Source organism: Streptomyces sp. H27-H5 (genome assembly GCF_026627505.1).
In the GTDB taxonomy this organism is placed as follows: domain Bacteria; phylum Actinomycetota; class Actinomycetes; order Streptomycetales; family Streptomycetaceae; genus Streptomyces.
In genome coordinates, this window is record NZ_JAPNLK010000153.1 from 1 (window position 1) to 12408 (window position 12408).

Sequence of the window (12408 nt, forward strand, 5' to 3'; positions counted from 1 at the left end):
CCGCCACCGCACTCAACGTGGTCCGGCTCGACGCCTGGTGGACCACCGACCCACTACGCAAACCCCGCACCAGCAGACTCGAACGCCTCAGCTACCGACTCACCAGCTGACGAATTCAGCAACAGAGTCACCCTGGTCCGGGAGCGGCTCACGCCGCGTTCGACGAGCCGAGCACTTGGTGAACCCACCCGTGCATTTAAGGCTCCGTGATGGTCATCTCACCTCCGACCGTCACGCGACGGGAGTCACGAGCGGCGGCCGACTCCAGCAGGACGGTCTCGCTCCAGGTGGTCAAGCCGTTCCGGGTGCGACAAGGGATGGATCTGCGCGGGCGCGGAGTCTACCTACGCAGATGGATGCGGTGGGCGGCGTTTCCCACTCTGATGGCCAGAGGGCAGACTGAGGTCATACCTGGTTCTGTCCCGTCGTACGAGGAAGCCGCTGACGCTCGTGAGTGACGATTCCGTGGCCCCACCCCCGGCTGTGCCGGCAGGCTCTGTGCCCCCGAGTTCCATGCCTTCGGGCCCGACGCCCCCGGAGGACGGAGACGGGGATGCGTTCGGGATCGATGCCTTCACCCTCGACGACCGGCTGCGGCTCTTCCACTTCGCGGCTGCCGAGAAGCGTCACGAGTATCTGTGGCTGCTGCGTGCCTTCGAGAGGGGCCGGGCCAACTATCAGGTGCTGCTTCACGCTTCCGACGTGGCCGCCCTGGTGGGCAGGATGGTCGCGGACCATCCAGGGGCGGCCGTGGGCGACGTGCAGCCGCTGCTGGACGCGCTCGCCGAGTGGCGGGTCCTGGAACGCAGTTACGACGGGACGCGGGCGGCGAACCTGGCGGAGTACCGCAACCGGCACTACGTGTACCAGTTCACCCAGGCCGGCTACCGGGCCTACCGGGCGGTGGAGGACGTGCTCGGTGCCTCACTGGAGGACGCGCAGCTCTCCCGGCTCGTCTTCTCCGACATCCTCGCCGACCTGGCCGCGCTTGCCGAGGCGAACGCCGCGGGCGAGGCCGAGGAGGTCTATCGGAAGCTGGGCCGCCTGGACTCCGTGCTGAACGAGATGGCGCAGCGGGCTGCCCGCTTCTATCTGATGCTCGGCGACCTGGCGCGGACCAACGACACCCGGCCCGAGGTGTTCCTCGCGCACAAGGACGCGCTGCTCGCGCACATGCGGGATTTCACCGCCGAGCTCGGGCGCTACGCCCCGCTGCTCGCCGAGGCGGTGGAGAAGGCCGCGGCCAGCGGTGTGGACCGGATGGTCGAGTACGCGGCGGAAGCCGACGAGCGGCTCTTCCGTACCCCGGCCGCCCGTCTGGACGACTGGCGGCAGCGGTGGGGCGGCATCGTGCACTGGTTCGGGGAGCGTGAACACAGCGAGGCCGAGCGGCTACAGGACGCCACGGTCACCGCGATCCGCTCGGTCCTCGCGCTGCTTCGGCGGGTCACCGAAGCGCGGCGCGGCGGAGTCAGCCGGGAGAGCCAGCTGCGCCACCTCGCCCAGTGGTTCACCTCATGTGTCAGCGACGACGACGCGCATGCCCTGTTCCAGGCGGTGTTCGGGCTCGGTGCGCCCCGGCACATCGCCGTCCCCTATCCGGACCCCGAGCTGATTTCCGGGCGTACCTCGTGGTGGGAGGCCGAGCCGGTGGAGCTGGCCCGCACCCTGGTGCAGTCCGGCCGCACCCCTGCCCTCAAGGGGCCGGGACGGATCGAGCGCAACGAACCCGAGAGGGCTAGGCTGCGGGCCGCGCAGATCAAGGAGCAGGCCGAGCGCCGGGGAGCAGCTGTCTCGCTCGCCCGCGACGGCGCGTACGGCAGGGTCCTGGATGAGGCCGAGACCCGCGCGCTGCTCTCCCTGATGGACGTGGCGCTCGCCGCGCGGGTGCCGGTCACCCGGGGTGTCGCGGGGCCGACGGCCTCCGGCACGGCGCACGGGGTGCGGCTCACCCTCCTTCCGACGGGGCCCGAAGAGGCGTTCACCACGGTGCGTACCGTGCGCGGCGACCTGCACCTGGACGGACTGCGCCTGGAGGTCACCGGATGAGTACCCGCGTCGCCGAGAACGTATCGGCCCTGGAACTGGCCGATTACCAGAAGGCCGTACGTCTCGTCCTGCGGCATCCGCTGATCACACCGGTGTACCCGGATGGCGGCGCGCTGGCGACCGTGCGGCGCTGGGCCGAGCAGTTGCGTACCGATCTGATGGAGGTACTCGGCTATCGGCTGATCACCACCGCCGACACCGCCCGCCTCCAGCGCGCACAGGACCAACTGGACTCCACCCGGCCCGCGCTCAGCCGGTCCGGTCGCCCCTTCGACCGGCGCCGCTACGCCTACCTCGCCCTCACCTTGGCCGCGCTGGGCCGGCACGGCACTCAGGTCGCGCTGGGCGAACTCGCCGACGCCGTCGCCGCCGACGCCGCCCGCATCGACGGGCTCGGCCTGGACACCGGCCGCAAGCACGACCGGGACGCCTTCGTCGACGCCGTCAGCTGGCTCACCGAACGTGGCGCGCTGCGACTGGCCGACGGCTCGGCCGCCTCCTGGGTCTCCGATCCGGAGCGGGCCGAGGCGCTGTACGACATCGACCGGGAGGTGCTCACCGCCCTCCACCAGCCCACCCGCGTCCTCCAGCACGTCACGTCGGTGACCGCGCTGCTGGACTCCGCGGGTGCGCGGAGCCTGTCCGAGGGGCGCCGGGCCCAGCGCCTCTCCGCGTCCCGGCGGGCGAGGCGCCTGGTCCTGGAGCACCCGGTCGCGTACTACGCCGACGCCGACCCCGAGCTGACCGGCCAGCTGCGTGCCCCCGCGCTCGCCGAGGACCTCACCCGCCTCACCGGCCTCACCGTCGAGCGGCGCGCGGAGGGCATCGCCCTGGTGGACACCTCGGGACGCCTCTCCGATACGCGGTTCCCCGGCGGCGGCACCGTCGCGCAGGCCGCCCTGCTGCTCGGCGCGCGGATCAGCGAGGCCGCGGCGCGCACCGGTCGGCACGCGCCCGATCTGCTGCCCGCGCCGAGTGCCGCCGAGCGCCTCGCGGACCAGGCCGGCCGGATCGACCTCGCTCTCCCCGCGCAGGGTGTGTTCGAACAGGCCACGGCAGACCTGGAGGATACGGAGGAAGAGGCGGAGGGGGAGGACGAGGCGTCGGCCGCCCCGGAGGTCCGCTACCCCTTCGTAACCACCTCCTGGCTGCGCGCCCGGACCAAGGAGATCACCGAGCAGTACGGTGCCGGGTTCGCCGCCGACCTGCGCGGCGACCCCGATCGACTCCTCGACCAGGCCCTGGACCTGCTGGCCGCCATGTCGCTCGTCGTGCGGGGGGTGGGCGGGGTTCTCGCGCTGCCGCTGCTGGCCCGCTACCGCGGGGTGACGGCTGAGGTGAAGGCGCACTCCCGCGTTCGTGCCACCCTAAGCCCCGGGAGCCCTGGGAGCCCCCGGAGCACGGACAGCCCCGAAGCAGGGGTCCCCGCCGCCCTGTTCCCCGTAGACGACGTGAAGGACCCCGCCCAGTGAGCACCCGGCCCACCGACCTCCAGCCCCGGTTCGTGCCCACCCGCGCCGGGATCGTCAACCTGTGGGACTACCGCGACGAGGAGTTCTCCTTCGCCGGTGGTTGGCTGGTGCTGCGCGGCCCCAACGGATCCGGCAAGACCAAGGCCCTCGAGGTGCTCTTCCCGTTCGTCCTGGACGGGCGGATCGACCCCAAGCGGCTCAATCCGTTCGCCGCCGAGGACCGCACCATGAAGTCCAACCTGCTCTTTCGCGGGCAGGAGGGCGCCCTCGGCTACGTATGGATCGAATTCACCCACCGCACCACCGGGCAGGCCGTCACCTGCGGCATCGGCCTGCACGCCCAGAAGCACCGGGACACCCCCGCCCGCTGGCACTTCGTCGCCGACGGCCGCGTCGGCGAGGACTTCTCACTGCTCACCGACGACGACCGGCCGCTGACGAAGAAGCAGCTGGCAGCCGAACTCGCCCCGCTGAGCACCGAGGTGATCGCCTCGGCCACGGACTACCGCACCGCCGTCGACCAGCGCCTGTTCGGCCTCGGCCGGGAGCGCTACGAACAGCTGCTCACCCTCATCCTCACGCTGCGCCGCCCGCAGCTCGCCAAGAACCTCGACCCGGCCAAGCTCTCCGACACTCTCACCGAAGGCCTGCGCCCGCTGGACGAGGACCTGATCGGTGAGGCCGCCCGCTCCTTCGACGACATGGAGTCCGTGCAGCGCACCCTGGAGGGGCTGGTCGCCGCGGACGATGCCACCCGGTCCTTCCTCGCCGCGTACTCGACGTACCTGCGGGTCAACGCTCGCGTCTCCGCCGACAGGCTCAGCGCCCGGCGGGCCGAGAGCGGCGAGCGCGAACGCGCCCACGCCACGTCGGAAACGGAGCTCGACGAGGCCCGCGAGCAGCGCGAGGCGGCCGGAGTACGGGCCGGCGAGGCCGAGTCCGCGCTCGCCGCGCTGCGCGCCCGCCTGGAGCAGTTGCGTTCCTCGGCCGCCTACCAGGCCGTCGAGCAACTCGCCGATCTGGAACGCCTGGTCCGCACGTGCGAACAGACCGCCCGGCAGGCCGCATCCGAGCGCGAACGCCGCACCGCCGCCACCGGCCGGGCCCGCGCCGAGGCCGAACGTGCCGGGCAGCTTGCCGCCGAACTCGCCACCGCCGTCAGCGGCTCGGCCGCCGCCCTCGCCGACCACGCGCACGGCGCCGGCATTCCCTGGACCCCTGCCGACGCCGTCCCCTCCGCTCTCGCCGAACGCGCCTCGGCCCGCGCCGCCGCCCGCCACGAAGGTGTACGGGTGGTACGGGCCGTCGCGGTACACCTGCGGGACACCGAGCGCGGCCGGGACGCGGCCCGCGCCGGACAGGAGCGCGCCCAGGAGGCGGCCCGGGCCGCCGAGACGGAGGAGCGAGCGGCCCAGGACGCGCTCGGCGCCGCCCACACGCGGGCCCGGGAGGAACTCGGACGGTGGCAGGACCAGTACGGGCAGCTGCTGCCCGAAGGCGCCGCCGAGCTGCTCGCGCAGGCCCTCGACGCCGCCGCCGGACCGGATGGCCCGGAAGCCGGCACCCCCGCGCTCACCGACCTGTTCACCGAGGCCACCGCCCCCGCCGCCCAGGGGCTGCGGGACCGGCTCGCCGCCCTGCGCGGCGAACTCGGCGCGCTGGAGGCCCGCCGGGCCGAGACCGAGGCCGAACGGACACGGATCGCCGCCGAACACGACGACGCGCCGCCTGCTGCCCGCGGCCGCACCGCCGACCGTGACAGCCTGGAAGGCGCTCTCCCCCTGTGGCAGCTGGTCGACTTCGCCGACGGCCTCGACGACACGGAACGCGCGGGCGTGGAGGCGTCCCTGGAGGCCTCCGGCCTGCTCGACGCGCTCGTCACCGCCGATGAGCCCCCCACCGGTGACGGCGACGGATACCTGCGCGCCACAGTCCCCGTCGACGGCTCCAGCCTCGCCGACCTGCTGCGCCCCGAGACCGGTACGGCCATCCCGGCCGCCCGGATCACCGCCGTACTGAGGTCGGTCGCCGTCGCCGACACCGCGGGCGCGGCCACCGCCGTCTGCCCGGACGGCCGCTATACCGCCGGAATCCTCGTCGGCTCCCACCGCAAACCGCACGCCGAGTACGTCGGAGCCACCGCCCGGATGCGCCGCCGCGCCGCACGCATCGCGGCCTGCGATGCCATCCTGTCCGAACTGGCCGTCCAGTTTGATGAGTTGGCGCAGGCCGGGTCCAGCTGTGAGCAGAGTCTTCAGGAGTACGACACCGCCCGCGCCGCCCTGCCCCGCACCACAGCCCTCGCCCCGCACCTGCGCGCCCTGGACCGCGCCGTCGCCGCCCTGCGCGCCACCCGCGCGGCCGCCGATGCCGCCCAGTCCGTCTACGACGAGACGCAGGCCGCCTGCGCGGTAGCCGTGCGGGCCCTGCACCGCGCCGAGTCCGAGCATGGCGTCACCGTCCAGGACGCCGACGACACCGAGTCCGCCACTCGCGCCTTCGAACGGGAGGCGGGCGAACTGGCCACCCGGCGTCGAGAGCACACCCGGCAGACCGATACCGCCACCGCCGCCGCGGACCGGCTCACGGCCGCCGCCGAGGACGAGGAGGCCGCCGCCGAGGCCGAACGCGCCGCCCGCCGCCGCCACGCCGAGGAGGCCGCCGGGCTCCAGGCGCTGCGCGAGGCCGTCGGCGCCGAGGCGCAGCAGGTCATGGCCCGCGTGGAGGAGACCGAGAACAGCCTGGAGACCGCCGCGCGGGAGACGGACGCCGCCCGCGGTGCCAAGGATGAGGCGATCGGCCGCCTGGCCGCCGCCGAGGCTCGCCGCACCGCTGCCGCAGAAGCGCTGCGGGTCGCCGTCGCCGAGGAGAAGGGCACCGCCCGCGGCCTGGCCCCGTACGCGGCCCGCGAACTCCTCGACCTCCTGCGCTGCCCGCCCGGCCTGGCCTGGCCCGCACAGGAGGCCGACTGGACGGGCGAGCGTCTGCCGCCCGCCGCTGTCACCGTCCACGAGGCGATCCTGACCGCCACCCGTGAACTCGCGCCCACCGAGTCCAGCGTCAAGCAGACCGTCACCCGCCTCACCACGGCCCTGGAGGACCTGCACGCCCATCTCGCCGCCGCCGGGCAGGACTACCAGCCCGCCTGGGACAGCTCCAGCGGCGTCATCACCGTCACCGTCGCTGACGAACAGGGCCCGCTGCCCATCGCCTCCTTCGCAGAGAAGATCGCCTCCCACCGCCGTGACCAGGCCGAACTCCTCTCCGACTCCGAGCAGCGCATCCTTGAGGACGCCCTGCTCACTCGCCTCGCCCAGCAGATCCACGACCGCACCGTCGACGCCCGCGACCTGATCCGCCGCATGAACACCGACATGCGCGAGCGCCGCATGTCCTCGGGCACCACGGTCGGTGTCAGCTGGCTGCTCGCCGACGGCCTCGACGACGAACAACGTGCCGTCTGCGCCCTCCTGGACGCCGACGCCGCCCGCCTCGGCCCCGAGAAGCTGGCCCGCATGCGCACCCACTTCGCCGCGCAGATCAAGAACGCCCGCGCCCGGCAGCGCGAGACCCCCTACCGGCAGCTGCTCGCCGAGGTCCTGGACTACCGGCGCTGGCGCCAGTTCGCGTTCCAGCTGGTACGCCCCGGCGGCGACGAGGAACGCCTCACCCGGGCCCGGCACAGTCGCCTCTCCGGCGGCGAACAGTCCGTCTCCCTGCACCTGCCGCTGTTCGCCGCCGCCCACGCGATGCTCAACTCCGCGCACCCCGACGCCCCGCGTCTGCTCGCCCTCGACGAGGCGTTCGCCGGCGTCGACGACACCGGGCGCGGCGAACTCATGTCACTGGCCGCCCAGTTCGATCTCGACCTGTTCATGACCGGGTACGACCTGTGGGCCGTGCACAGCGCGGTGCGTGCCGCCGCCCACTACGACCTCGCGCACTCCGCCATCGACCACACCGTCTCCGCGCTCTTGCTCCTGTGGGACGGCGAACGCCTGCACGCCGACGACACCGGCACCCTGAGCAGCGTGCTCGGCTCACCGAGCACCCGCTCCGTACGCCGACAGGACCAGCGGGAACAGGAGGCCCGACTTGTCGACTGATCAGCCGTCCCCGCCGCCGTACACCGAACTCCAGGAAGAGGGCTGGCAGAGACTTCTCGCCGCTGCCCGCCGCCGCCTGGAGCGCACGGGCGGAACCCTCCACGGCGACATCGGCCTCACCGCCCCCACCGAAGCCGAACGCCGCACCGTTATCGGCGTTACCGGCCGCTATCGACCCGAAACCGTCAAACGTCTCACCGTCCCCCTCGCCGACCTCGACGCCTACCTTCACGGACGCTACGGAACCGGTCTGCTCAAGACCCTGGGTGGGCTGCACGGACCCCTGCGCGACCGGCCGGCCGAGCGCGCCGACGAGGTGTCCGCCCGCGCTCAGGCCCTCGAAGCAGCTCACGCCTCACCCCTTGCCGCCCTGGACTGGTACCCGGCCTGGCTGGAACAGGTTGCCGCCGACGGCACCCTCACCCGCCTCCTGCGGCGCGGTGACGGCTCCCTGCTCCAGGCAGCCGTCCGCGTCCTGGAGAAACTCCCCGGGGTATGCGGTGACGCCGACCGGGGCCTGCTCCCGCTGCCCGTCCTCGCGGAGTGGGCCACCGGAGATACCAAGGCCCTGCTGCCGGGCGGCCCCCTCGAACAGCTCGTCCTGCGTGCCGTCGCCCAGCGCGCCTCGGCAGGCGGAGCCGAACCGGGCCGTGTTCCCCGTGACCGGGCCGGACGCCGCATCTTGTGGGAGAGCGCCGGAGCCGTCGCCGACGATCTCGCCAGTCAGGTCCTCGTCCTCAACATCGGTGCCCGCGGCGACGACGTGGTGTGCGACTGGCTGCGCGATGCCACCGGCTTCGGCATCCCCTTCCGCCTCACCCTGCACCAGCTGACAGCCGCCGACGTCGTCCCCGCCGCCCGCGAGATCCACGTCTGCGAGAACCCGGCCGTGCTGCGCGCGGCCGCCGCCGAGCTCGAAAACCGCGCGGCGGCCCTGGTCTGCACCGAAGGAATCCCCTCCGCCGCCTGTCACAAGCTCCTTGCCGACGCCGCCCGGTCCGGCGCCCGCCTGCACTGGCGCGCCGACTTCGACTGGACCGGCCTGCGGATCACCGCCGCCGCCGTGGAGCGCCACGGCGCCCGGCCCTGGCGTATGACCACCGCCGACTACCGCAGCGCTCTGGCGGGCGGCGAGTCCACTCCGCTGACCGGACCGCCCGCCGCCAGCCCCTGGGACCCCGCCCTCGCTTCCGCCCTGAGGGCGTCGGGCCAGGCGGTCATGGAGGAACGACTGCTGACCGAACTCCTCTCGGACCTCGGCTGACGCGCGTGGTAACGGCAGCGCGCCGGCGAAGCCGGGCCCCGGCAGGTCCAGCGTGCCGGACGCGCAGGGACAGTACGCTGAACCCGGCGGGATCCGGCCCAGGGCGACCTCCGCCGCTCACCCGATAACCCCTCCGGTTTGCGGACCCGTGCGCCCACCGCCCTACTGTGACTGTGCCGCGGCTCCTGGCCGGGCCGCTCCTCGATGGTAAGCATTCAGAAGGAATGCAGTTGACCGGTGACGGTGTGTGAGAGGTACTGGTCAGTCGGTCTGCGCGATGGGGGGCATCCAGAGGTTGCCGGTGAGGGCGCGGTGGATGGCCTCGAAGGCGCTCAGTCCGTGTTTGCGGGCGGAGTCGAGGTAGGAGCGCACGGCGAGCCAGGCCGTCGCACCGTGTTCGGACTGGTGGCAGCCGGAGATCTTCAGCTGGGTCTTGACCGGCCGAAGTGCTCTCTCTCCGCAGTTGTTGGTGAAGGGCACGTGCCGGGGGGTGTCGGCGAACCGCAGGATCGAGTGGGCCTGATCTCGCAGGCGTTCCAGCAGGTTGCGGGCCGGGGACTGTTTGCGGCCCGGTGCTCTGGGGTGTTCGGAGAGGCCGACGGTGATGCCCTGGTGGAAGGCTTCCAGGTGCAGCAGCAGGGCCTGGGGGGTGATCTCGCCGATCTCGCCGGAGCGTACCCGCATGGCCTGGGTGTTCAGTCCGGCCAGGGCCCACCGGATCTGCTGGTGCCACTTCTGGTGGGGGAAGTCCTCTTCGGCGGCGTCAGTTCACGGATCAGATGGGCGCCGCACGGCGTTGTCAGGTTGGGTGGAGGCCTCTTCCGGTGGCATGATCATCCGTCTGGTCGGATCGCCGGGAGGGGCTTCGCGTGGACACGCCGTCGTACCGGGGTTTCCGGTTTCCGCCGGAGATCATCTCCCACCGCGTGTGGCTGTATCACCGGTTTGCTTTGAGCCTGCGTGATGTCGAGGAGCTGATGCTCGAGCGCGGTGTCGAGGTCAGTTACGAGACGGTCCATCAGTGGACGCGCCGGTTCGGCCCCGCCTACGCCGCCGAGCTGCGCCGGCGCCGCCCGAAGCCCGGTGACAAGTGGCACCTGGACGAGGTCTTCGTCAAGATCCAGGGCCGGCAGCGGTACCTGTGGCGGGCCGTGGACGCCGACGGGAACGTGCTCGACATCCTGCCGCAGAACCGGCGCGACGAGGCCGCGGCCAGGCGCTTCTTCCGGAAGCTGATGAAGAAGACCCGGTCCGTGCCGAGGGTGATCGTCACCGACAAGCTCCGCTCCTACGGCGCCGCGCACCGCGTCGTGATGCCCTCGGTCGAGCACCGCTCACACAAGGGCCTGAACAACCGGGCCGAGAACTCCCACCAACCGACCAGGCAACGCGAACGCGCGATGAAGGGCTTTCGCTCCATGGGCGCGGCCCAACGGTTCCTGGGGGCGTTCAGCGGCATCTCCCCCCACTTCCGGCCCCGACGCCACCTGATGACCGGCACCGAATACCGCACCGAAATGATCATCCACTTCGCGATCTGGGACCAGATCACCGGGACTCTCGGCCTGTCCGCAGCAGCCTGAACCACCGTCACCACCACGGCCAGATACGCCCCGAACCAGAACACACCCACCAGGACTCACCCAACCTGACAACGCCCCCGGGCGACCTCGGTCACGGTCCCGGCCGGAAGAACGGACGAGCGCGATCGCGTCCCGCCTGTACTTCGCCGAGTACCGCTTCGTGTACTTGTTTCCCACCTGGCACTACTTCCTCTGGAACCTCACGTCCCAGTCTCCAGGTGTCCAAGACCAAGGGGAAGCTTCATCCAGCAGGTCGTAAGCTGGCCGGGGTACCCGAAGGAGGACACTATGACGACCGCATGGGACGCTCTCCCGACCTGGATGCTGCCGCCCCGGCAGAGCGGGTGGGAGGCCGACGACCTCGACAATGCCCCCGGCCTCCCCCGACACACCGAACTGATCGATGGAGCGCTGATTTTCATGATGTCCCCGCAGCGGTCCTGGCACGCCCGCGTCGTCACCCGGCTTACGACCGCACTGGACGACCAGGCCCCCGAGGGGTTCGTGATCGACCGGGAAATGACGGTCAAACTGAACGAGAAGAACCGGCCCGAGCCTGACGTCCTTGCTGTCACGGTCCCATACGACCCGGACCTGACGCGCTACCTCCCCGACCAGGTCGCCCTCGCCGTCGAAGTCGTCTCAGAGGAGTCCGCAGACCGGGACCGGTCGCTGAAGCCGTTCAAGTACGCGCAGGCTGGTATCCCGCATTACTGGCGTATCGAGGAGGAAAACGGCCTCCCCGTCATCCACACGTACGAGTTGGACGACACCACCCGCGCCTACGTCGCCACCGGTATCAATCGCGAACGCATGAAGACAGCGGTCCCTTTCGCCATCGACATCGATCTGCCCCGTCTCGTGCGCTGACGGGCGTGTCAGCGATCTGGCTCTGACCCGTAGTCGGTGGTGACGCCGGGTGTCCGTCAGGACAGGAGGATACGGTGCCGGAGGAGGTCGAATCCGGCGCGTCCGTGCATCTGTCGCATGATCCTCTTGGTGCTGGTGTTGACGCCTTCGATGCGGCCATTGTGGTAAAGCAAGTTAAGCCCGGCGTCCACGGCGGGCCGGTCGATTTCGAGCCCTTTGGTGGCCCGAGTTCCGCAGCTCAGCCTCGATCCACCGCGTGATCAAAGATCACGCGGTGTGATGATTTCGGGGTGGGTTTCTGTGTTTCGGGCAGGGCGGTTTTCCGGATGCCGTTCCGGTGTGGCGTCGCCGTAGTCGTGGGCGCCTTGGAGGGTTTCGCGTTTCAGGGAGGCGTGGAAGCTTTCGCAGGCCGCGTTGTCGGCGCTGGTGCCGACCGCGCCCATCGACCGGGTCACCCCGAGCTGGTCGCAGAGGCCGGCGTAGGCCCTTGATCCGTACTGGGCTCCGTGATCGGAGTGGAACACCGCCCCGTCCAGCGAGCCGCGGGTGCCGGCGGCCATCCGCAGAGCGTCGGCGACCAGGTCGGTGCGCATGTGGTCGGCGATGGACCAGCCGACGATCTTGCGGCTGAAGCAGTCCAGCACCGTCGCGAGATAGAGGAACTTCCCGCCCGCGAGCGGGAGATACGTGATGTCACCCATGTACTTCCGCCCCGGCTCGACGGCCGTGAAGTCCCGCTGGAACAGGTCTTCGACCGGCGAGGTTGCCGGGTCGGGGGCGGTGGTGCGGATGCGTCTGCGCAGGCGGATGCCGGTGATGGAGTACGTCCGCATGATCCGGGCGACCCGCTTCTCGTTGACCTGCCGCCCTTTGCCGCGGAGCTCGGCGGTCACGCGCGGGGAACCGTAGGCGCCGCCGGACTCGCCGTGGACCTGGCGGGGCGTTGTCAACTTGGTGGGAGCTGTGAGTGCGCGCTGGGGATCAGGATGTGCCTGGCCGTGGGACCCGCGGTGGTTCAGACGGCGGCGGACACGCCGGTGACCTCGTTCCACACGGTGAAGCGG

7 protein-coding genes and 2 pseudogenes are annotated in these 12408 nt (G+C 71.5%); 6 read left to right on the forward strand and 3 right to left on the reverse strand.

The features are described from left to right. The first annotated feature begins 513 nt into the window (after positions 1–513). The 4 genes from OTB19_RS39255 to OTB19_RS39270 are packed head-to-tail and all read left to right on the forward strand — an operon-like array spanning position 514 to position 8891. The gene (locus tag OTB19_RS39255) at positions 514–2049 is read left to right on the forward strand and encodes a TIGR02677 family protein (protein WP_267803578.1); all 1536 of its coding nucleotides are present in this window, start codon (positions 514–516) and stop codon (positions 2047–2049) included. Beyond that, positions 2046–3521, forward strand: coding sequence for a TIGR02678 family protein (locus tag OTB19_RS39260; protein WP_267803579.1), 1476 nt, complete (start codon positions 2046–2048; stop codon positions 3519–3521). Before OTB19_RS39255 ends, OTB19_RS39260 begins: the two co-directional genes overlap by 4 nt. Next, the gene (locus OTB19_RS39265) at positions 3518–7627 is read left to right on the forward strand and encodes a TIGR02680 family protein (protein ID WP_267803580.1); all 4110 of its coding nucleotides are present in this window, start codon (positions 3518–3520) and stop codon (positions 7625–7627) included. Before OTB19_RS39260 ends, OTB19_RS39265 begins: the two co-directional genes overlap by 4 nt. Next, positions 7617–8891 carry a TIGR02679 family protein gene (locus OTB19_RS39270; RefSeq protein ID WP_267803581.1) on the forward strand — a complete coding sequence of 425 codons (1275 nt, stop codon included), beginning with the start codon at positions 7617–7619 and terminating at the stop codon, positions 8889–8891. Before OTB19_RS39265 ends, OTB19_RS39270 begins: the two co-directional genes overlap by 11 nt. 261 nt (positions 8892–9152) lie before the next feature. Here OTB19_RS39270 and OTB19_RS39275 read toward each other — a convergent pair whose 3' ends face one another. After that, positions 9153–9575 carry an IS66 family transposase gene (locus OTB19_RS39275; protein ID WP_324290584.1) on the reverse strand — a complete coding sequence of 141 codons (423 nt, stop codon included), beginning with the start codon at positions 9573–9575 and terminating at the stop codon, positions 9153–9155. Positions 9576–9760: 185 nt separating this feature from the next. On the opposite strand from OTB19_RS39275, the gene OTB19_RS39280 reads away from it, so the two are divergent. Together OTB19_RS39280 and OTB19_RS39285 are read left to right on the forward strand one after the other, a co-directional pair. Continuing rightward, positions 9761–10474 carry an IS6 family transposase gene (locus tag OTB19_RS39280; RefSeq protein ID WP_267803582.1) on the forward strand — a complete coding sequence of 238 codons (714 nt, stop codon included), beginning with the start codon at positions 9761–9763 and terminating at the stop codon, positions 10472–10474. Between the two features lie 288 nt (positions 10475–10762). After that, a complete protein-coding gene (locus OTB19_RS39285; protein ID WP_267803583.1) occupies positions 10763–11344 on the forward strand; it encodes a Uma2 family endonuclease in 582 nt (193 codons plus the stop codon). 56 nt (positions 11345–11400) lie between these two features. On the opposite strand, the pseudogene OTB19_RS39290 reads toward OTB19_RS39285, so the two are convergent. Beyond that, positions 11401–11559: pseudogene (locus OTB19_RS39290) on the reverse strand (ISL3 family transposase); the annotation flags it as partial. A 150-nt stretch (positions 11560–11709) separates the two neighbouring features. Continuing rightward, positions 11710–12282, reverse strand: a pseudogene (locus OTB19_RS39295) (IS3 family transposase); the annotation flags it as partial. Positions 12283–12408 lie beyond the last annotated feature (126 nt).